The 19,882-nt window shown below is 71.2% G+C and carries 23 protein-coding genes; 15 read left to right on the top strand and 8 right to left on the bottom strand.

The features are described from left to right. Nucleotides 1-1,542, top strand: a 1,542-nt coding sequence (locus MFF54_RS16285) for an ABC transporter permease (RefSeq protein WP_238303888.1), incomplete at its 5' end; no start/stop codon positions are given. Here MFF54_RS16285 and MFF54_RS16280 read toward each other — a convergent pair. Both MFF54_RS16280 and MFF54_RS16275 read right to left on the bottom strand, forming a co-directional pair. Continuing rightward, nucleotides 1,539-2,246 (bottom strand): response regulator, encoded by a 708-nt coding sequence (locus tag MFF54_RS16280; protein WP_238303887.1) that lies wholly within the window; start codon nucleotides 2,244-2,246, stop codon nucleotides 1,539-1,541. The two genes, MFF54_RS16285 and MFF54_RS16280, sit on opposite strands and share 4 nt — an antisense overlap. Continuing rightward, nucleotides 2,246-2,809 carry a MarR family winged helix-turn-helix transcriptional regulator gene (locus MFF54_RS16275; protein ID WP_238303890.1) on the bottom strand — a complete coding sequence of 188 codons (564 nt, stop codon included), beginning with the start codon at nucleotides 2,807-2,809 and terminating at the stop codon, nucleotides 2,246-2,248. The genes MFF54_RS16280 and MFF54_RS16275 overlap by 1 nt, the downstream gene beginning before the upstream one ends. Nucleotides 2,810-3,067: 258 nt before the next feature. Here MFF54_RS16275 and MFF54_RS16270 point away from each other — a divergent pair, with 258 nt between their 5' ends. From MFF54_RS16270 to MFF54_RS16235, 8 genes are all read left to right on the top strand, one after another. Further along, complete coding sequence (locus MFF54_RS16270) at nucleotides 3,068-3,955, top strand: branched-chain amino acid aminotransferase (protein WP_238303886.1); 888 nt, start codon at nucleotides 3,068-3,070, stop codon at nucleotides 3,953-3,955. A gap of 104 nt (nucleotides 3,956-4,059) precedes the next feature. After that, a complete protein-coding gene (locus tag MFF54_RS16265; protein WP_238303885.1) occupies nucleotides 4,060-4,323 on the top strand; it encodes a DUF3072 domain-containing protein in 264 nt (87 codons plus the stop codon). Between the two features lie 345 nt (nucleotides 4,324-4,668). Further along, a complete protein-coding gene (locus MFF54_RS16260; protein ID WP_238303884.1) occupies nucleotides 4,669-5,223 on the top strand; it encodes a SiaB family protein kinase in 555 nt (184 codons plus the stop codon). Between the two features lie 9 nt (nucleotides 5,224-5,232). Next, nucleotides 5,233-5,622, top strand: a complete 390-nt coding sequence (locus MFF54_RS16255; RefSeq protein WP_238303883.1) for a DUF1987 domain-containing protein — start codon at nucleotides 5,233-5,235, stop codon at nucleotides 5,620-5,622. After that, entirely contained in the window at nucleotides 5,622-6,482 is an 861-nt protein-coding gene (locus MFF54_RS16250) for a GGDEF domain-containing protein (RefSeq protein ID WP_238303882.1), read from the top strand. The genes MFF54_RS16255 and MFF54_RS16250 overlap by 1 nt, the downstream gene beginning before the upstream one ends. A gap of 64 nt (nucleotides 6,483-6,546) precedes the next feature. After that, a complete protein-coding gene (locus MFF54_RS16245; RefSeq protein ID WP_238303881.1) occupies nucleotides 6,547-8,271 on the top strand; it encodes a PP2C family protein-serine/threonine phosphatase in 1,725 nt (574 codons plus the stop codon). 92 nt (nucleotides 8,272-8,363) lie between these two features. After that, complete coding sequence (locus tag MFF54_RS16240; RefSeq protein ID WP_238303880.1) at nucleotides 8,364-10,337, top strand: monovalent cation:proton antiporter-2 (CPA2) family protein; 1,974 nt, start codon at nucleotides 8,364-8,366, stop codon at nucleotides 10,335-10,337. A 162-nt stretch (nucleotides 10,338-10,499) separates the two neighbouring features. Continuing rightward, nucleotides 10,500-11,234 carry a DUF937 domain-containing protein gene (locus MFF54_RS16235; protein ID WP_238303879.1) on the top strand — a complete coding sequence of 245 codons (735 nt, stop codon included), beginning with the start codon at nucleotides 10,500-10,502 and terminating at the stop codon, nucleotides 11,232-11,234. Nucleotides 11,235-11,260: 26 nt separating this feature from the next. On the opposite strand, the gene MFF54_RS27665 is transcribed toward MFF54_RS16235, so the two are convergent. Then, entirely contained in the window at nucleotides 11,261-11,383 is a 123-nt protein-coding gene (locus MFF54_RS27665; protein ID WP_283206285.1) for a hypothetical protein, read from the bottom strand. A gap of 321 nt (nucleotides 11,384-11,704) precedes the next feature. Between MFF54_RS27665 and ispH the strand changes: the two genes are divergently transcribed. From ispH to rnhA, 3 genes are all read left to right on the top strand, one after another. Continuing rightward, complete coding sequence (ispH, locus tag MFF54_RS16230; RefSeq protein WP_238303878.1) at nucleotides 11,705-12,709, top strand: 4-hydroxy-3-methylbut-2-enyl diphosphate reductase; 1,005 nt, start codon at nucleotides 11,705-11,707, stop codon at nucleotides 12,707-12,709. A gap of 100 nt (nucleotides 12,710-12,809) precedes the next feature. Next, nucleotides 12,810-13,775: a homoserine kinase gene (locus MFF54_RS16225; RefSeq protein ID WP_238303877.1), complete on the top strand. Its 966-nt coding sequence runs from the start codon at nucleotides 12,810-12,812 to the stop codon at nucleotides 13,773-13,775. A gap of 1 nt (nucleotide 13,776) precedes the next feature. After that, complete coding sequence (rnhA, locus tag MFF54_RS16220; RefSeq protein WP_238303876.1) at nucleotides 13,777-14,247, top strand: ribonuclease HI; 471 nt, start codon at nucleotides 13,777-13,779, stop codon at nucleotides 14,245-14,247. A gap of 13 nt (nucleotides 14,248-14,260) precedes the next feature. Here rnhA and MFF54_RS16215 read toward each other — a convergent pair whose 3' ends face one another. Both MFF54_RS16215 and MFF54_RS16210 read right to left on the bottom strand, forming a co-directional pair. Continuing rightward, on the bottom strand, nucleotides 14,261-14,902 hold the full coding sequence (locus tag MFF54_RS16215) for a DedA family protein (protein WP_238303875.1): 642 nt from the start codon (nucleotides 14,900-14,902) through the stop codon (nucleotides 14,261-14,263). 101 nt (nucleotides 14,903-15,003) lie between these two features. After that, complete coding sequence (locus MFF54_RS16210) at nucleotides 15,004-15,483, bottom strand: peroxiredoxin (RefSeq protein ID WP_238303874.1); 480 nt, start codon at nucleotides 15,481-15,483, stop codon at nucleotides 15,004-15,006. Between the two features lie 152 nt (nucleotides 15,484-15,635). On the opposite strand from MFF54_RS16210, the gene MFF54_RS16205 reads away from it, so the two are divergent. From MFF54_RS16205 to MFF54_RS16195, 3 genes are all read left to right on the top strand, one after another. Continuing rightward, the gene (locus MFF54_RS16205) at nucleotides 15,636-16,238 is read left to right on the top strand and encodes a YqgE/AlgH family protein (protein WP_238303873.1); all 603 of its coding nucleotides are present in this window, start codon (nucleotides 15,636-15,638) and stop codon (nucleotides 16,236-16,238) included. A 265-nt stretch (nucleotides 16,239-16,503) separates the two neighbouring features. Further along, on the top strand, nucleotides 16,504-16,722 hold the full coding sequence (locus MFF54_RS16200) for a heavy-metal-associated domain-containing protein (protein WP_370880168.1): 219 nt from the start codon (nucleotides 16,504-16,506) through the stop codon (nucleotides 16,720-16,722). A gap of 245 nt (nucleotides 16,723-16,967) precedes the next feature. After that, the gene (locus MFF54_RS16195; protein WP_238303871.1) at nucleotides 16,968-18,641 is read left to right on the top strand and encodes a formate--tetrahydrofolate ligase; all 1,674 of its coding nucleotides are present in this window, start codon (nucleotides 16,968-16,970) and stop codon (nucleotides 18,639-18,641) included. Between the two features lie 43 nt (nucleotides 18,642-18,684). Here the strand turns inward: MFF54_RS16195 and MFF54_RS16190 are convergent, their stop codons facing one another. The 3 genes from MFF54_RS16190 to MFF54_RS16180 all read right to left on the bottom strand — a co-directional run bounded on the left by MFF54_RS16190 (nucleotide 18,685) and on the right by MFF54_RS16180 (nucleotide 19,875). After that, nucleotides 18,685-19,038 carry a hypothetical protein gene (locus MFF54_RS16190; RefSeq protein ID WP_238303870.1) on the bottom strand — a complete coding sequence of 118 codons (354 nt, stop codon included), beginning with the start codon at nucleotides 19,036-19,038 and terminating at the stop codon, nucleotides 18,685-18,687. A 31-nt stretch (nucleotides 19,039-19,069) separates the two neighbouring features. After that, nucleotides 19,070-19,381 carry a hypothetical protein gene (locus MFF54_RS16185; RefSeq protein WP_238303869.1) on the bottom strand — a complete coding sequence of 104 codons (312 nt, stop codon included), beginning with the start codon at nucleotides 19,379-19,381 and terminating at the stop codon, nucleotides 19,070-19,072. 128 nt (nucleotides 19,382-19,509) lie between these two features. Beyond that, nucleotides 19,510-19,875 (bottom strand): response regulator, encoded by a 366-nt coding sequence (locus MFF54_RS16180; RefSeq protein ID WP_238303868.1) that lies wholly within the window; start codon nucleotides 19,873-19,875, stop codon nucleotides 19,510-19,512. Nucleotides 19,876-19,882 lie beyond the last annotated feature (7 nt).

Below are 19,882 nucleotides of genomic sequence, written 5' to 3'. Positions count from 1 at the left end.
CCTGTCTGCCACAGGGCCTACGTGCTACCGCAGGCCCTGTGGCAGACAGGTGCCCTGCTGCTCGGCGTCGGCGCCATGGTGACGGTGCTCGGCACCGGAACCGCGTGGCTGGTGGCAGCCTACGAGTTCCCGGGCCGGCGCCTCCTCGAGATCGGCCTGCTGCTGCCGCTGGCGGTGCCGACCTACATCGTGGCCTACGCCTATCTCGACCTGCTGCACCCGCTGGGACCGGTGCAGTCCACCCTGCGCGATCTCCTGGGCCTGACGCGCCCGCGCGACCTCGCCTTCCCGGAGATCCGCTCGCTGCCGGGCTGCATCCTGCTCCTCGGCTTCGTGCTTTATCCCTACGTCTACCTGCCGACCCGGGCGCTGTTCCGGATGCAGGCAGCCAACCTCATGGAGGCGGCGCGCACGCTCGGCGGGCGCCCCGCCACCACCTTCCGCCGGGTCGCCCTGCCGCTCGCCCGGCCGGCGATCGCGCTGGGCACCAGCCTCGCCCTGATGGAGGCGCTGAACGACATCGGCGCGGCCGAGTTTCTGGGCGTGCGCACCCTCACGGTTCAGGTCTACGCCACCTGGATCAACCGCTCGGACCTCGCGGGCGCGGCGCAGATCGCCCTGGTGATGCTGGCGCTGGTGATGGTGCTGGTGGCGGCCGAGCGGCGCGCCCGCCGGGGCCGGAGCTTCGCCACCGCCGCGCAGCGGCCCCGCCGGATGGCCCGCCTGCCGCTCTCGCGGGCCGCCGGCGCGGCGGCGCTCGCCCTCGGCCTCCTGCCGGTGGCGTGCGGCTTCCTGATCCCGGCGGGCTTCCTCGGCCACAGTGCCGCCGCGCGCATCCTGCGGACCGGGATTCCGGAGCGCCTGCCGGCTGAGATTGCCAGCACGGTGCTGTATGCCGGCATCGCCACGCTCATCGCCGCCGCCATCGGCTTCCTGGTGGCGGCGAGCCCGCGCCTCCTCGCCCGCAAGAGTTGGGGGCCGGCCCTGATCCGGGTCGCCGGGCTCGGCTACGCGCTGCCCGGCACCATCCTGGCGATCGGGCTGCTCGGGCCACTGGCTCTGGCGGACGGCGCCCTCGGTGAGGCGGGTCGGGCGCTGTTCGGCGTTGCCCCGGCGCTCGTCGGGCTCGGCACGGGGGGCGCCCTCGTCACCGCCTACCTCGTGCGCTTCCTCGGCATCGCGGTCGGCACCAGCGAGGCAGGGCTGGCGCGGCTGCCCGGCACCCTGCCGGAGGCGAGCCGGCTGCTCGGGCACGGGCCGCTCGGCACGCTCCGGCGGATCCAGCTGCCGCTCGCCTGGCCGGCGCTCCTCAGCGGGGCGCTCCTCGTCTTCGTGGACTGCGCCAAGGAGCTGCCCGCGACCCTGCTGCTGCGCCCGCTCAACGTCGAGACGCTGGCAACCCACCTCTACGGCGAGGCCGCCCGCGGCACCTACGAGGACGGCACGGTCGCGGCTTTGCTGATCGTGCTGGTGGGGCTGATCCCCGTGGCGCTGCTGCTGCGGGTGGATATACCGGAGCGCGCGAGCAGCGGAGCTGGCTAATCGATCGCCAGCCGGTATCCCACGCCCCGAACCGTCTGAAGCAGCAGGGGGTTGGCCGGATCGACCTCGATCTTCCGGCGCAGGCGGTTGATCTGCACGTCGACCGCCCGCTCGGCCGCCGCACCCACGCCTCCGGAGAGCTGCTCGCGCTCGACGTTGCCTCCGCCCGCCGCGGCCAGGATCGTCAGCAGCTCGCGCTCGCGCTCGGTGATGCGGATCACCTCCTCGCCGCGCCGCAGCTCGCCCCGGTCCGGCCGGAAGACGAAGGAGCCGAAGCCGACAGGCTCCGCGCCGTTGGCGGGCCGCGCCGCCAGCGAGCGGTTGATGATGTTGCTGAGCCGCAGCGTCAGCTCCCGCGGCTCGAAGGGCTTGGGCAGGTAGTCGTCGGCACCGATCTCCAGGCCCATCACCCGGTCGTTGGTATTGGAGCGCGCGGTCAGCATCAGGATCGGCACCCGCGAGGTCTCGCGCACGCTACGGGCGTAGTCGAAACCGTTCTCTCCCGGCATCATCACGTCGAGCACCATCGCGTCGAACAGGAGGCTCTGGGCCTTGGCCCGGGCCTCGGCCGCGCTTGCCGCGCTGGTCACGCGAAAGCCCTGCTCGGCGAGGTAGCGGGAGAGGAGTTCGCGCAGGCGCCGGTCGTCATCGACGACGAGCACGTGCGGGGCGGATTCCGGCAGCTCGGGCCGCGCGGCCCCCATCAGGCGGCGTCCTGCCCGAGGATCTTGCCGTCCAACGCATCGCCGGCTTCGCCGCCGACCGGGCCGACGCCCTCGCCGACGCCCTGGCCGCGCCGCGCCATCAGGCGGCGCACCGCCGCGCGCTCGTCGGGCTCGATCATCGCGAGCAGGAAGGACTCGGGCGAGCCGCCCGCGCCGCCCGGCATGGCGAGCGCTCGGGCAAGGCGCCGGGCCTGCACCCGGGTCAGCTCGGCGGCGAGCGTGGCCCCGGTGCCGGAGCAGAAGAGCAGGCGCTGGCGCCGGTCGCTCGTGCCGGTGCGCTGCACGATGTAGCCCTGCTCGATCAGGTCCTTGAGGACGCGGTTGAGGCTCTGCTTGGTAATGCGCAGGATGTCGAGGAGCTCGGCGATCGTCAGGCCGGGATAGCGGTCGACGAAGTGCAGCACCCGGTGGTGAGCCCGGCCGAAGCCGTACTGGGCCAGGATCCGGTCGGGATCGCCCACGAAATCGCGGTAGGCGAAGAACAGGAGCTCGATCAGGTCGTCGCTGCTGCAGGCCGCGCCCGAGGCGCCGCCGTCCGGCATGCCGGCAGAGGTTTCGACGGTCGTGTCTGCGCGCGGCGGCTCGCGTGTCACGTCTCTGCGGATCCCGATATAAGTCAGCCTCGTTGACATATTTCAGCCCGGTTGGTACCCGTCAACCCTACCTGGGCCGATGCTTCGGCCGGCTCGATCCAGCTCAGCGGATTTGTCCCTTGACGGATCCGCCCCACCCGGCGCACCCCGCGTTCCGCCAGACATGCCCGGCCCCCCCGGAGGGCCGCCACCAGGAAGACCCTGCCGATGTCCGTCATCCCGTTCGACCAGCGCGAAGGCACCATCTGGTTCGACGGCGCCATGGTGCCGTGGCGGGAAGCGAAGATCCACGTGCTCAGCCACGGTCTCCACTACGGATCGTCGGTGTTCGAGGGCGAGCGCGCCTATGGCGGGCAGATCTTCAAGAGCCTGGAGCACACCAAGCGCCTGCACCGCTCGGCCGAACTCCTCGACTTCAAGATCCCGTTCTCGGTCGAGGAGATCGAGGCGGCCAAGCAGCTCGTCCTGAAGACGAGCGGGCTGAAGGACGCCTATCTGCGCCCCGTCGCGTGGCGCGGCTCGGAGATGATGGGCGTCTCGGCCCAGGGCAACACGATCCATCTCGCCATCGCCGCCTGGGAATGGCCGAGCTACTTCGACGCCGCCACCAAGATGAAGGGCATCCGCCTCGACATGGCGGAGTACCGCCGGCCCGATCCCCGCACGGCGCCCTGCGCCTCGAAGGCGGCGGGCCTCTACATGATCTGCACGATCTCGAAGCACCGGGCCGAGAACAAGGGCTACGCCGACGCCCTGATGCTCGACTTCGAGGGCAACGTCGCCGAGTGCACGGGCGCCAACATCTTCTTCGTGAAGGACGGCGTGATCCACACCCCCACCGCCGACCGCTTCCTCAACGGCATCACCCGCCAGACGGTGATCGAGCTCGCCCGCCGCCGCGGCATCGAGTTGGTCGAGCGCCGCATCGCCCCCGAGGAGATGGCGAACTTCTCCGAGTGCTTCATCACCGGCTCGGCCGCCGAGGTGACGCCGGTCTCCGAGATCGGCCCCTACCGCTTCACCCCGGCCGCGCTCACCAAGACGCTGATGGACGACTACCTCGCCGAGGTGCAGCCGAAGGCCCAGGCTGCCTGACCGGAATCGCCTGAACCGTTATCCCCCGCCGGCGCGCGGCCGGCGGGGAACCGCGTCCCCGGGGCCGCGTTAATAGGAACATTTCGAGAACGAAAGGTTCCCTCATGGCGAAGGCCGCCGCGAAGAACACCGCCGACACGAAGGACGCGGACCCGAACCCGAAGACCGACCCGAAGGACGTCTCCAACCAGATCAAGGACCCGGACCAATGGACCACCGGCGGTGAGCCGATGACCGGCGCACAGGCCTCCTACCTCAAGACCCTGTCGGAGGAGGCCAAGGAGCCGGAGGCCTTTGACCCGGATCTCGACAAGGCCGAAGCCTCGAAGCGCATCGACGCCCTGCGCAAGGAAGCCGGCCGCGACTGAGGCGGCGTCTCATCGTCCTGACACTGTTGTTGGGCGCGGACATACAAGTCGGACGCCCCGCCCGAACGCGGATCCGCCGCCCTGCACGGTGCAGTGGCGACGGATCGGCTCGTGCGTTGCGTGGAACACGTAGGAATTCTCCCTTCCTTTCTGTTTCAAGCGCAATTTTTGTGCATATTGCCTTTGTCGTAGGCTTTTACTGTGCTTTCGAAGTCTTGCGCTCGATATCTCTCTCACGCGCCCGTGATCGCGCAGTAAGATTTCGTTGAGACGTCGCGGTTAGAACTTGGAACCTGTCCGGTCGAGGGGCGCACTGGCGCGCAGACCCCGCTCGCGGAGGCTTCCGTGCTCGCCCAAGACTTCCTGTCCTTCCATGAGGCGTCCCGGCGCAACGGGGTGATCCTTTCCTTCGGCGGCGACATCTCCGAGAACGTGCTGTTCTCGCTCGGCGAGGTGCTGAAGCTGCGCATGCGTCAGGAGGAGACTGACGCGGGCGTGGCCAAGCGCGTCTTCTCGATCTTCGTCGAGCAGGCCCAGAACGTGATCCGCTACTCCGCCGACCGGATCCAGCCCGAGGCCGAGCCGAAGCCCGGCCGGGTCAGCAGCGGCATGATCGTGGTCGGCACCGAGGGCGAGCGCTTCTTCGTGGTCTGCGGCAACGAGGTCGGCAACGCGGAGGTGCCGCGCCTGCGCGAGCGGCTCGACCACATCGCCGGTCTGACGGGTGACGAGCTGAAGCGGTTCTACCGGGAGAAGCTGCGCCAAGCCCCGGACGAGGGCAGCCTCGGCGGCAGCATCGGGCTGATCGAGATCGCCCGGCGCTCCAGCGCGCCGGTCGAGTACGATTTCCAGGCGATCGGCACCGATCGCAGCCTGTTCTGCCTCAAAGCCTACATCTGAGAGCCGGCGATGACGCGCATCCAGCTTGCCGCGACCGAGCGCTCGCCCGAGGTCGATTTCGATCTCGCCGCCGGCCGCCTGTCACTGCGCGGCGAATCCTACCCGGAGGATGCCGCCGCCTTCTACGGGCCGCTGCTGCAGGCCCTGCGCGGCCTGCTGGCCGATCCCGGCCAGGCCCCGCTCACCGTCGAGGTCGGCCTCGCCTACTTCAACTCGTCGAGCGCCAAGGCGCTGATGAACCTGTTCATGCCGCTGGAGGACGCCGCCGCCGCGGGCCGCCCGGTAACGATCCGCTGGCTCTACGCCGACGGCGACGACACGATCGCGGAGGCCGGCGAGGATTTCGCCGCCGATTTCGAGCACGCCACGTTCGAACTCGTGATGGAGGCGCAGGTCTGATGCCGGGCATCCGCGCCGCCGCGCTCAAGCGCGCCCAGGACGCCGTCAGGGATTCCGCCGGGAATCTGGCGCGCGACGACGGCTTCAGCCTGTTCGACGCCGAGGAGGCCATCATCGGCCGCGCCGACGTGATGCTGACGCGCCTCTCCGAGATGGCGGACGGCGTGCAGGAACTCGCCGGCGCCTATCGCCGGGGCACGCGCGAGCAGCGCCGTCTGGTGCGGATGAGCGACCGCATGCAGCTCGAGCTGCAGCGGGCGAACCAGCGCATGGCCGAGCAGCAGCGCGAGCTCCAGGCCCTCAATGCGGCGCTCTCGTCCGAGATCGAGCACCGCACGCGCCTGGAGGCGGAGCTCCGCCGCCTCGTCGATACCGACCACCTCACCGGCGCGCTGTCGCGGCGCCGCTTCCTCGAGGTCGCCGAGCTGATCTGGCCGCGCGACACGGGCCGCGCCTGCCTGCTGATGCTCGACCTCGACCGCTTCAAGCACATCAACGACACCCACGGCCACGCGGCGGGCGACGCGGCGCTGGTCGCCTTCGCGGCGACCTGCCGGGCGGTCCTGCGCCCGGGCGACGCCCTCGGCCGCACGGGGGGCGAGGAATTCGCCATCCTGCTGCCGGAGACCGGGGCGACCGAGGGCCTCGCCCTCGCGGAGGACCTGCGCCGGGCCGTGGCGGACACGGCCGTGCCGACCGAGCGGGGCACGCTCGCGATCTCGGTCAGCATCGGACTCGCGGCCTCCGGGCGGGCCGAGCCGCTGGCCGAGGCCCTGAAGCGGGCCGACGCGGCGCTCTACGCGGCCAAGAACGGCGGTCGCGACCGGGTGCGCGCCGCCGCCGCGCCCGGACCGGTCTGAGCGCCGCCACGCCCGCCGAACCGCTCCCTGCCGAGAGGGTCCGGCGCGATCTGAGGGGAAATCCATGAGCCTCGCCGAGACCCCCGCCCCGGCGGCCCGACGCGGAGGCCTGCGCGGCTCCGGGCCGATGCGCCGCGAGGACATGCTGGACCATCTCGGCTTCGCCGACGTCGCGGAGTCGGGGGCGGATGCGAGCGGGATCATGGCGCCCGGCGCGCTGCGCGGGGCCGCGCGGGGCCGCGACCTCGACAGCCTGACCCGCACCCTGTTCCTGCGGATCTACCCCGTCATCGCCGCGGTGGTGCTGCTGACCCAGGCCGGGATCGCCTGGGTCAACTACACCGACCAGTTCCGCCTCTATACCGACCGGGCGAACCTCCTGGCCTCGCTCAGCGCCGCGGCCATCGCCCGGCCCGGCTGGGAGCGGGCGCCCGAGATCTTCGGGCCGCAGCTCCAGGCGCTGACCCGCGATCCCGCCTTCCGCTACGCGGCCCTGCGCGATGGGACCGGCACGCTCGTCGGCAGCGCGGGCGAGCCGCCGCACGGGCGGGACTGGAACCGCGTCCAGGTGAGCGCGCAGGTGGGAACGGCGCCCGACACGGCAACCACCCAGGCCGGCAGCCTGACGGTGGTGCTCTCGGCCGAGGAGCTGCGCGACAACGCCGAGCGGCAGGCGCTGCTGGCGCTGGGCACCAGCCTCGTGCTGATGCTGGCCTTCGTGGCGACGCTCACCCGCACCGTGCGCCGCCACGTCGTCGCGCCGCTGAAGCGCCTCCTCGTGGCGATGCGCAAGGTCGAGCACAAGCACTGGACCACGGTCGATCTCGGCGGCGCCTACCGGCCGAGCAACGAGATCGACGCGATCTCCCAGGCCTTCAACAGCATGGTCGAGGGCCTGCGCAGCGGCGACGAGGCCAAGCGTCTGCTCCAGGCGCTGGAGCAGGCGCATGCCGAGCTGGCGCGCGCCAACAGCCAGGTGATCGAGAGCATCGGCTACGCCCGCCGCATCCAGGCCTCGGTCCTGCCGGAGCGCGGGGCCCTCGCCGCGCGCGTCGATCTCGCCGTCCTCTACGAGCCGCTGCACCTCGTGGGCGGCGACTATTACTGGCTGGAGGAGGTCGACGGCCTCTCGGTGATCGTGGTGGCCGATTGCACCGGCCACGGGGTGCCCGGCGCCTTCCTGACGCTGATCGTCGCCACCGCCCTCGACCGCCTGCTGCACGAGCGGGGCCTGCGCTCGCCCGCCGCCATCCTGGCGGGCCTCGACGCGATGGTGCGCACGCAGCTCCGCCAGGACGGGCGCGGCGCGGAATCCGACGACGGGCTCGATTGCGGCATCTGCGTCTGGGATCCGGCCGAGCGCAGCCTGCTCTTCGCCGGCGCCGGCCTCTCGCTGACCGCGATCCGGGACGGGACGGTCGCGCAGATCCGCGGCGGCCGGCGCGGCCTCGGCTATCCCCGCACCGGGCGGGAGGCGCTGCCCGAGGCCGACACGCGCGTGCCCGTGGAGCCCGGCACCACCTTCTACCTGATGACCGACGGCGTCACCGACCAGATGGGCGGCCCGATGAGTGGCCAAGCGGGCGGCCAAGCGGGCGGCGCGTCCGGCGGGCGGCCGAGACTGCTGGGCCAGCGCGGCGTCGCCGAGCGCCTTCTCGCCCGCGCCGCGGACGGCCTCGACGCGCAGCTCGCCGGGCTGGAGCAGGATCTGGCCGCCTACCGCGGCGGCCAGCCCCGGCGGGACGACATGACCCTGGTGGCCTTCCGGCTGCCCGAGCTCCCGGCGTGACAGACGGCACCCGCCCGGCGCTCGCGCCGGAGCGGCGGCCGCGCTAAGGATCGGGCCGCCATCCGCACCGAGCCCGAGGTCACCCGCCGGCCATGGCAAGTCCTGCCGAACATGCGAGCTTCCTTCCGCCCGTCCTGACCTTTCTGTCGGCGGCGGTGATCGGCGTGCCCCTCTTCCGCCTTGCCGGGCAGAGCGCGGTGCTGGGCTACCTCGTGGCCGGCGTGCTGATCGGGCCCTCCGGCCTCTCGCTGATCGCCGAGCCCGAGACCGCCGCGAGCGTGGCCGAGATCGGCGTGGTGCTGCTCCTGTTCATCGTGGGGCTGGAGCTGCACCTCTCGCAGCTCGTCTCGATGCGGCGGGACATCTTCGGCCTCGGCACCCTCCAGCTCGTCCTCTGCGCGCTGGTGCTCGGCGGCGCGGGGCTGCTCGCCGGAATCGGCCTCGGCGCGAGCGCGGTGATCGGCATCGCGCTCGCCCTCTCGGCGACCGCCGTCGCGCTGCAGCTCCTGGAGGAGCGCGGCGATCTCGGCACCGCCTACGGCAGCCGCGCCTTCGCGGTGCTGCTGTTCCAGGATCTCGCCGTCGTCGGCATCCTGGCGCTGATGCCGCTCCTCGCCTCGGCCGGCGGCGGCGGGAACGCGCCCTGGCTGGGGGACGCCGCCCTCTCGACCGCCAAGGCGCTCGGCGCGATCGTCGCCGTGGTGCTGGTCGGGCGCTACGGCCTCAACCCGTTCTTCCGCCTGCTCGCGGCGTCCGGAGCGCGCGAGGTGATGACGGCCGCCGCCCTCCTCGTCGTGCTCGGCACCGCGCTGCTGATGCAGGAGGTCGGCCTCTCGATGGCCATGGGCGCGTTCCTGGCCGGCATCCTGCTCGCCGAATCGAACTTCCGCCACCAGCTCGAGGCCGATATCGAGCCCTTCCGCGGCATGCTGCTCGGCCTGTTCTTCATGAGCGTGGGCATGTCGATCGACGGCGCGCTGGTGAAGGCGGTCTGGCCGGCTCTGTTCGGGGCGACCGCGGCGGCGATCCTCGTGAAGGTCGCGCTGGTGGCCGCCCTCTTCCGCCTGTTCGGCTCCGGCCCCCTCGACGCGCTGCGAGGCGCCGCCGTGCTGGCGCCGGCCGGCGAGTTCGCCTTCGTGCTCCTGCCGCAGGCCGAGGGGCTGGGGCTGACCGACGCCACCAGCACCCGCTTCGCCGTGGCGCTCGCCGCGCTCACCATGCTGGTCGGACCGGTGGCCGCCAAGGGCCTCGACAAGGCGCTCGATGCCCTGCGCGCCCGCTCGAGCGATCCGGACCTGCCCGCCACCGACGTGATCGAGAGCGCCGAGACCCGGGTTCTGGTGATCGGCTTCGGCCGCTTCGGCCAGATCCTGACCCAGGTGCTGCTGGCGGAGGGCATCGCCGTCACGGTGATCGACAAGGACGTCGAGCAGATCCGCTCGGCCTCGCGCTTCGGCTTCCGGATCTACTACGGCGACGGCACGCGCCTCGACGTGCTGCGGGCCGCCGGCATCGGCCGGGCCGAGCTCGTCTGCATCTGCATCGACGACGCGGAGGCCGCGCTGAAGATCGTCGACATCGTGCACGAGGAGTTCGAGAGCGTGCGCACCTACGTGCGCGCCTACGACCGCATGCACGCTGTCGAGCTGATGAGCCGCGACGTCGACTTCCAGTTGCGCGAGACCTCCGAATCGGCGCTCCAGTTCGGGCGCGCCACCCTGGAGGGGCTGGGCCTGCCCGCGGAGGCCGCGGCGGCCCGGGTCGAGGACGTGCGCAAGCGCGACATCGCCCGCCTCGTGCTGCAGCAGGCGGGCGCCCTCCCGGAGGGCAGCGGCTGGCTGCGCGGCGCCGCGCCCGCCGAGCTGAAGCCCGAGCCGCTGACCGCACCCCAGCGCCCGGCCCGCGCGCTCAACGCCGAGACCCGGGACATCATCGGCCACGACCGGCGCGAGGCGGCCGAACGCCTGCTGGAGCGGCCGGCGCGGGATCCGGAGGCCGGGGCGGAGGGCGACGAGGCCGCCGTCGCGGAAGCGGCGCTCGAACGCGCGGACGCGCGCCGCGAATAGGTGAGGATGACCGGGCTCCCCGCACGGTCCGATCCCGTTCCGGCTCCACGCGTTCTGGCTATCGGGCGCCCGACAGGGCAGACTTGCGCTTTGGGCCGGGCGAATGGCCTGCACGGCAAGGTTCAGCCCGGCTCGGCGTCGGTATCAGTGAGGCCTCAGGCCATGTTCAACCCGCTCGACATGCTGCAGGGCCCCGGCGCAGCCGGGATGCAGGGGGTGGCCCAGCAGTTCGGCCTCAGCCCCGAGCAGACCCGCCGCGCCCTCGAAGCCCTCCTGCCGGCCTTCGCGATCGGGCTGCAGCGCATGGGGCCGAACGACCCGACCGGCTTCGCCAACCTGTTCGGCCAACCGATGCTGACGCAGGCGGTGCTCCAGCAGGCCTCGATGGCGAGCGGCGTCGGCGCGCAGGTGCTGCGCCAGATGCTGCCGATGATGGCGGGCGCCGTGGTGGCGAGCATCGTCCACATGCTCCTGAACCCGCCCGCGAACGCATCCGCCGCGAGCGAGCCGGCGCAGCCGCCGCAACCCACCGGGGGATTCCCGATCAACCAGGCCTGGATCGAGATGATGAAGGCCTTCCTGCCGCCTGCCGAGACGCAGGCCGCGCAGCCGGCCCGCCCCACGGGCCGTGGGGCCCGGACCGAGACGCGGCCGCCGGGCGCCAGGGGCGTCGGCGCCAAGGCTCCCGCCGGGCCTGGCGCGCAGACCGTCGGACAGGACCTCCTGCAGCAGCTGCTTCAGACGGGAGCCGAGGTGCAGCAGCAGAACGTGCGGGCGATGCAGGGCCTGTTCGATGCCTTCTGGAACGAGGCCGGACGCGGAACCGCCCGGCCGCCGGCGGAGGCGTCCGCCGCGAAGCCGGCGGGGCGAAGCCCGCCGAAGCCCGGGGAGGCCTGAGAAGACATCCGCGCCAGGGCGCGCCGTCAATCGACCTGGGCGGCGGTCGTCCCGATGCGGGCGTAGACGTCGTTCATCTTCGAGCCGTAGAGCTTGATCGTTCCGGCGGCGACCGCGAAGATCAGCGCGCCGATCATCGCGTATTCCATGGCCGTGCTGCCGCGCCTGTCGCACGCGAAGGCCGAGACGGCATGAACCCGGCCCGGCTCCGCGCCGCCCCGCTCTCTCGCTCCGGTCCGCTCTGCTCCGGTCGGCACCATGGAAGCCCGTCTGCCGGCCGGGATGGCCGCGTGCACACGCTAGACGCCATCACCTTGCGGATGCATTAAGGAGGCGGGTTCGCGAGCCGGCCGGTCTGTCGCCGCAGGACCACGCGGCCCGCGCAATCGTGTCCTGCGCCGCCCGCGCGGAAGCGGTTTCGACGGCCCGGCCTGTTGACAGAACGGGCCTGCCCTCGCCACATCCGGGCCATGAGCGCCGACATCACGAATCCCGACGCCGCTGCGGCCGGTACCAAGCCCCCGCTGGAGATCCTGCTCGCGGCACCGCGCGGCTTCTGCGCCGGCGTGGTGCGCGCCATCGACGTCGTCGAGCGCGCTCTCGCGATCTACGGACCGCCCGTCTACGTCCGGCACGAGATCGTCCACAACAAATACGTGGTCGAGAGCCTGAAGCGGAAGGGCGCCGTCTTCGTGCGCGAGCTCGACGAGGTGCCCGACAGCGGCGCGCCCGTGATCTTCTCCGCCCACGGCGTCGCCAAGACCGTGCCGGCCAACGCCGTCGAGCGCGGGCTCACCACGATCGACGCCACCTGCCCCCTGGTGACCAAGGTACACCGCGAGGCCGAGATCCACCACAAGCGCGGGCGCCACGTGCTGCTCGTCGGCCATTCGGGCCATCCCGAGGTCGTCGGCACCATGGGCCAGCTGCCCAAGGGCTCGATCACGCTGGTCGAGGATCTCGATCAGATCGCGGCGCTGACCCCCGAGGACCCCAACAACCTCGCTTGGGTGACCCAGACCACGCTCTCGGTGGACGACACCCGCCACATCGTGGACGCCCTGAAGCAGAAGTTCCCGAACATCACGGGCCCGCACAAGGACGACATCTGCTACGCCACCACCAACCGCCAGGAGGCGGTGAAGCAGATCGCGCCGCTGGTCGACGCGCTGATCGTGGTGGGCTCCTCCAACTCCTCGAACTCGCAGCGCCTGCGCGAGGTCGCCGAGCGCGTCGGCTGCCCGATCACCCGCCTGATGCTGCGCGCCGAGGAGATCGACTGGCCGGCCTTCGAGGGCGTGAAGAAGCTCGGCCTCACCGCCGGCGCCTCGGCGCCCGAGGTGCTGGTCGAGGAGATCATCGACGCCTTCGCGGCCCGCTACGACGTCACCGTCGACACCGTCTCCACGGTGGTCGAGGACATGGTGTTCCCGCTGCCGCGCGAGCTGCGCAGCGAGGCCGCCGCCGCCGAGTAGGCGGCGCGGCCCACACGCCCGCAGGGCACGGTCTTTCGAGGGGCGCCCGACCGGCGCCCTTCTTCCGTATGGACGCATCCCAACCGAACGAGCGCAGCGCGTGGCCGTCTACACCGAGGTACCCGACGCGGAGCTGAGCGCCTTCCTGGCCGCCTACGAGATCGGCACCCTGCTCTCCTACAAGGGCATCGCCGAGGGCGTCGAGAACACCAACTTCTTCCTGCACACGACGCGCGGCAACTTCATCCTCACTCTCTACGAGAAGCGGGTGAACGAGGGGGACCTGCCCTTCTTCCTCAACCTGATGGAGCACCTCGCGCGCCGGGGGCTCGCCTGCCCGCAGCCGGTGCGCAACCGCGCGGGCGAGGCCCTGGGGCGCCTCTGCGGCCGGCGGGCGGTGATCGTGACCTTCCTGGAGGGCGTCTCGGTCAAGGCGCCGGGGGTCGACCATTGCGCGGCCCTGGGCAAGGCCCTGGCCGAGTTGCACGCGGCGGGGCGCGACTTCGGCATGACGCGCGCCAACAGCCTCTCGGTCGGCGCCTGGGGGCCGCTCTTCGCGCAGGCCGAGGGTCAGGCCGACGGGGTCTCGCCGGGCCTCTCCGCGCGCACCCGCACCGACCTCGCGCTGCTGGAATCTGCCTGGCCGACCGGGCTGCCGGGCGGGGTGATCCACGCCGACCTCTTCACCGACAACGTGTTCTTCATCGGCGACGCGCTGTCGGGCCTGATCGACTTCTACTTCGCCTGCACGGACGCCTTCGCGTACGACCTCGCGATCTGCCTCAACGCGTGGTGCTTCGAGGATGCGGGCCGGACGTTCCGCAAGGACATGGCCGCCGCCCTGATCGCCGGCTACGAGGCGGTGCGGCCGCTGGAGGCCGCCGAGGTCGCGGCCCTGCCGATCCTCGCCCGCGGGGCGGCTCTGCGCTTCATGCTGACCCGGCTGGTCGACTGGCTCAACGTGCCGCCGGGGGCCCTGGTGCAGCCGAAGGACCCGCGCGAGTACGACCGCCGCCTCGCCTTCCACCGGCAGGCCAGCGACGCCCGCGACTACGGACGCGCCTGAGATGAGCGGCCCGGCCGAAGCCGGCGCGCCCGCCAGCGTGCGCATCTACACGGACGGTGCCTGCTCGGGAAATCCCGGCCCCGGCGGCTGGGGTGCGATCCTGCTCTACGGCGATCAGGAGCGGGAGATCTCGGGCGGGGAGGCCCACACCACCAACAACCGCATGGAGCTTCTCGCGGCGATCGAGGCTCTCGAGGCCCTGAAGCGGCCCTGCCGGGTCGATCTCTTCACCGACTCGCAGTACCTGCGCCAGGGCGTGACCGCGTGGATCCACGGCTGGAAGGCGCGCGGCTGGCTCACCGCCGACCGCAAGCCCGTGAAGAACGAGGATCTCTGGCGCCGCATCGACGCGGCGCGCCAGCGCCACGCGGTGGTCTGGCACTGGGTGAAAGGCCACGCCAGCGACCCGCTCAACAACCGGGTCGACGCGCTGGCGGTCGCCGCGATGGCGCCGTTCCGTAAGCGGCGCTAGCGCGGGGCTCCCTTCAGGCCAGCGGTCCCGGGATCGCGGCCTCAGCCTGCGCCCGGAGGCGGGTTTCGTGGCGGCGCACGAACAGCCAGAGCGCGAGGCCGCCGAAGATCACCACGGCGAGCAGCGCGAGGCCGACGGGCCCGGCGACCTTCTCGATCGAGCGGCCGCACAGATACGAGCCGATTCCCATCACGCCCGCCCAGATCACGCCGCCGAGCCCGTTGAACAGCATGAAGCGCCGGGCATCGAGCTGGTTCACGCCCGCGAGCACCGCCGCGTAGGCCCTCAGCATCGCGGTGAAGCGGCCGAAGAACACGATCTTGCCCCCATGCTCGCGGAACAGGTACTGGCCGAGCTTGAGCCGGCCGTGGTCGAGGGCGATGAGGTGGCCGTAGCGCAGCAGCAGGGGCATGCCCCAGCGGCGCCCCGCCCAGTAGCCAAGATTGTCGCCGAGGATGGCGGCCGAGGCAGCCGCCAGGACGATCAGGCCGATATTGAGCTGACCGGTGCTGCCCGCGTAGACCGCCGAGGAGATCAGGGCCGTCTCGCCGGGCATCGGCACGCCCGCGCTCTCCAGGGTGATGATCGCGAAGATCGCGATATAGCCGTAGCTCGCGATCAGATCCGCGATCGGCAGATCGTGTAGGAAGGACACGCGTTCGGATCCCGTTCGGTTGCGGTTCAACCGGACGTCGCAACCCGAACGTGGCCATTCGAGGGCGGGTCGGGGCGGCGCAGCGCCCCGGGGCTCACGCCTCAGATCACCTTGAGGAGAGCCTCGGCGCCGGAGGCCTCCGCCTTCGAGGGGGATTCCTCGACGTTGAGCACCCGCACCACGCCATCCTCGATCAGCGCGGCGTAGCGCTTCGAGCGGATGCCGAGGCCGAAGCCGGTACCGTCCATCTCCAGGCCGATCGCACGCGCGAAATCCGCGTTGCCGTCCGCCAGGAACTCGATGCCCTCAGCGCCGCTGGCCTTGGCCCAGGCGTCGAGCACGAAGACGTCGTTGACGGAGGTGACGGCGATCGCGTCCACGCCACGGCCCAGGATCTCGTCCCGATGCGTGACGAAGCCCGGCAGGTGATTGCGGTGGCAGCTCGGGGTGAAGGCACCCGGCACGCCGACCAGCACGACGCGGCGGCCCTTGAACACGTCGTCCGTGGTCTTGGCCAGGGGGCCGTCCGGGCCGTTCACGCGGAACGTCGCCTGGGGCAGGTGATCGCCGACCTGAATCATCGCCGTCTCCGTCGTCTCGAAACTGCCACGCTTGCGCGGTTCGCCGTTGAACTAGGGCCAGGGGGCGCGGCTGTCGAGGCGCCTTCGCCGACGCCGACCCGGCGCGCGTTTTGTCTGCTGGACAAAGGTCGGGCAGGGCGTAGCATGGTGCCATGCAGATGCCCCCGTCCGGCGCCCCTTCCTATCTCGACGGCCAGTTCCTGGTGGCGATGCCGGGGATGACGGACGAGCGCTTCGCCCGCTCGGTTATCTACGTCTGCGCCCACTCGGCGGACGGGGCGATGGGCATCATCGTCAACAAGCCGGTCACCGACCTCTCGATGCCCGACCTCCTGCTGCAGCTCGACGTGGCGCAGGAGGCGGACGCCATCCGCCTGCGCGAGCGCGTCGGCCACATGCCGGTGCTGATGGGCGGGCCCGTCGAGGGGCGGCGCGGCTTCGTGCTGCACACCGACGACTTCCACATCGACCAGTCCACGCTGATCATCGACGAGGGCATCTGCCTGACCGCGACGGTCGAGATCCTGCGCGCCATCGCGAGCGGCGCGGGCCCGGCGAGCGCCGTGCTGGCGCTCGGCTACGCCGGCTGGCAGGCGGGCCAGCTCGAGAGCGAGATCATGGCCAACGGCTGGCTGAACTGCCCGGCCGACCCGGCGCTGATCTTCAACACCGACCTCGACGCCAAGTACGAGCGGGCGCTGCGCGGCATCGGCATCGACCCGGCCATGCTCTCGGGCAGCGTCGGCCGCGCCTGAGCGATCCGGCTCTCTCCACCGTCATTCCGGGACGCTCGCCGAGCGAGCCCGGAATCCATGACCGCCGCATCGTCAGGGTCGGCATTCTCGGTGTTCTTGGATCCTGGGCTCCGCTTCGCGGCCCCGGGACGGCGGCGGGGGAGCAGGCGCTGCCCTTATGCGATCGCCCGCCCTTGCCAGAGCGGGCCGGGACTCCGAGATGCAGGCCTGACGGGGATGCACGCCGCAACTCGATGCCAGGAGCCGCCGCATGGACGAGAGCCGCATGGACGAGAGGACCGACTTGCTGATGCGCGTCGAGGGCATGACCTGCGACGGCTGCGCCGAGGCGGTGCGGCGCACGGTCCGCCGGCTCGACCCGGAGGCCGCGGTCGAGGTCGACCGGGCGGGCGAGCGCGTCGCGATCCGGACGAGCGCCCAGAGCCTCGCCATCGCAGAGGCCCTGGGCAAGGCCGGCTATACCGCGACCGCGATGACGGGCTGAGGGACGGGAGCCGACAAAGGCTTCTTCACGGCAGGCATGATCACGAAAGATATTTTGTGGGCCAGTCGAAAAATTTCGACGGGCTTTTCACCTTGGCTTGCCGCTAAACTACCGGGATAGCGCGCCGATCGGGCCCGGCTCGGGCTTGGTCGCGCCGCGCCCGCACGGCAAAAGCCGGCGGGGATCTCGTGCGGGACGCGACGAACGCCTTGCGGCGCGCCCGCGCCACTCAGGGTGAGGAAACCATGCCGTCAGACATCGAGATTGCGCGCGCCGCCACCCTGAAGCCGATCGCGGAGGTGGCCGAGACGCTCGGCATCCCGGACGAGGCCCTGCATAATTACGGGAAGCACATCGCCAAGCTCGACCACGGCTTCATCGCCGGCCTGGAGGGGCGGCCCGAGGGCAAGCTCGTGCTCGTCACGGCGATCTCGCCGACGCCCGCGGGCGAGGGCAAGACCACCACGACAGTGGGCCTCGGCGACGCGCTGAACCGCATCGGCCAGAAGACCATGATCTGCCTGCGCGAGCCCTCGCTCGGCCCCTGCTTCGGTATGAAGGGGGGCGCGGCCGGCGGCGGCAAGGCGCAGGTCGTGCCGATGGAGCAGATCAACCTGCACTTCACCGGCGACTTCCACGCCATCACCTCGGCCCACAGCCTCGCGGCCGCGCTGATCGACAACCACGTCTACTGGGCCAACGAGCTCAACATCGACGTGCGCCGCATCTTCTGGCGCCGCGTCGTCGATATGAACGACCGGGCGCTGCGCCAGATCACTCAGTCGCTCGGGGGCGTGGCCAACGGCTTCCCGCGCGAGGACGGGTTCGACATCACGGTGGCCTCCGAAGTGATGGCGGTGTTCTGCCTCGCTAAGAACCTCGAAGATCTCGAGGAGCGGCTCGGCCGTATCGTCATCGCCGAGACCCGCGACCGCAAGCTCGTCACGCTGAAGGACGTCAAGGCCACGGGCGCCATGACCGTGCTCTTGAAGGACGCGCTGCAGCCGAACCTCGTGCAAACGCTGGAGGGCAACCCCGCCCTCATCCACGGCGGCCCCTTCGCCAACATCGCCCACGGCTGCAACTCGGTGATCGCCACCCGGGCGGGTCTCCGGCTCGCCGACTACACGGTGACGGAAGCGGGCTTCGGCGCCGATCTCGGGGCGGAGAAGTTCCTCGACATCAAGTGCCGGCAGGCCGGGATCAGCCCGTCCGCGGTGGTGATCGTGGCGACGGTCCGCGCCCTCAAGATGCACGGCGGCGTCAACAAGAAGGATCTCGGGGCTGAGAACATCGAGGCCCTGGAGCGGGGCTTCGCCAACCTCGCCCGGCACGTCACCAACGTGCGCAATTTCGGCCTGCCGGTGGTGGTGGCGGTCAACCACTTCTACGCCGACACCGACGCGGAGCACGCCCGGCTCAAGGAGCTCTGCAGCGAGCGGCTCGGCGTCGAGGCCATCACCTGCAAGCACTGGGCGGATGGCGGTGCCGGAGCCGAGGATCTGGCCCGCGCGGTGGTGCGCCTCTCGGAGGGCGGGGCCCGGCCGATCACCTACACGTACGAGACCGAGTCCAAGCTCACCGACAAGATCAAGGCGATCGCGACCAAGCTCTACGGCGCGGCCGACATCCAGATCGAGTCGAAGGCCGCCCAGAAGCTCGCCGCCTTCGAGAAGGAGGGCTACGGCAACCTGCCGGTCTGCATGGCCAAGACCCAGTACTCGTTCTCGACCGACCCGACGCTGATCGGCGCGCCGGACGGCCACATCGTCGGGGTCCGCGACGTGCGGCTCTCGGCCGGTGCCGGCTTCGTGGTGGTGATCTGCGGGGAGATCATGACCATGCCGGGCCTGCCCAAGGTCCCGGCGGCCGACACGATCCGCCTCGACGCGAACGGGCAGATCGACGGACTGTTCTGAGGCGAAGCCTGGTCTGAGGCAAAGCTCCTCTGCGGCTCGGGCCTCAGCCGCCCGAGCCGCGGATCAGCATCTTGACGCGCTGGTCCGCCCGCTCGAAGCGCTCGGCGAGGCCGCGGCGGGTGCATTTCTCGATCGTGTCGCCCGTGTAGAGACCGTATTCGCGCGCCTTCTCGCGGCAGGCGCTGAGCGGCGGCCAGAGCACGATCACCGCTAGGAACAGGGCGAGGCCCACCGCGTCGATCACGAGCCAAGCCTTCCAGCCGAGCCCGCGCCGTCCAGCCTCGTCTGGCCGCAGTGCACCGCGACGCCGCCGGGCGTTCGGGCCGCCGCTGCGCGCGAGCCGGTCCTCGAAGCGGTTGGTCCGCCCGGCTGGAACCTCGGACGATGGTGTCTGCATGTCGGATCTTCCCGGATGCGGATGCTGTGGTTCAATCGATGACGCGGCGGATCAGCCTGAGGCCGTCGCCCAGAGAGGAGGCGCTGTCGACGATCTGGCCGCGTGCGCAGACGCCTGCCTGCACGATCTGGCCGAGCCCGGTGCCGCCGCCCGAGTGGCAATCGGCGACGAAGTAGCCGTAGAGGAAGATCCCGAGTGGGGTCAGGAAGACGACGAGCTTCAGGAGGCCGAACAGGCGCGAGAAAACACCGCGGCGCGGCCGCTCGTCATACCCATCGTCGTACCAATCCTCGTCCTGCGGATGCGGACGACGGCCGAACTCGTGGTGCGCCTGGGACGTCATGGTCGTGCGAGTTGCTGCCGGTCTGCGGATTTTCTCCGCCGCCGCTACTCTAGGTCACTCACCGTGAAACAGAGCCTAACCAGGGTGCTTAAGCGAGCCTGAAGGCACGGGCCCGCTTCCGGGCGTCCTCAGGCGGAGAGCGCCCGGTTCACGGTGGCACGCAGGTCCGCCAGCGAGAAAGGTTTCGTCAGCACGTCCGTGACGATGGCGTCGAGGCCGCGGGCGCGTTCGCGCTGGTCGGCGAAACCCGTCATCAGCAGGATGGTCAGGTCGGGGAAGTCGCGCTTGGCCGCGAGAGCCAGGGCGATGCCGTCCATCAGCGGCATGCGGATGTCGGTGAGCATGAGGTCGAAGGCGCCGTCGGCCTCGTTCAGTCGGTCGAGTCCGTCGCTGCCGTCGATCGCCGTGACGACGGCGTGGCCGTCGATCTCCAGGCCCCGCTTCAGGAAGCCCCGGACCGTCTCTTCGTCATCCACGAGCAGGATGCGCGCCATGTCAGTT

It is taken from the genome of Methylobacterium gregans, from assembly GCF_022179245.1.
Lineage (GTDB): Bacteria > Pseudomonadota > Alphaproteobacteria > Rhizobiales > Beijerinckiaceae > Methylobacterium > Methylobacterium gregans.
This window is presented reverse-complemented; position numbering and strand designations above follow the sequence as displayed.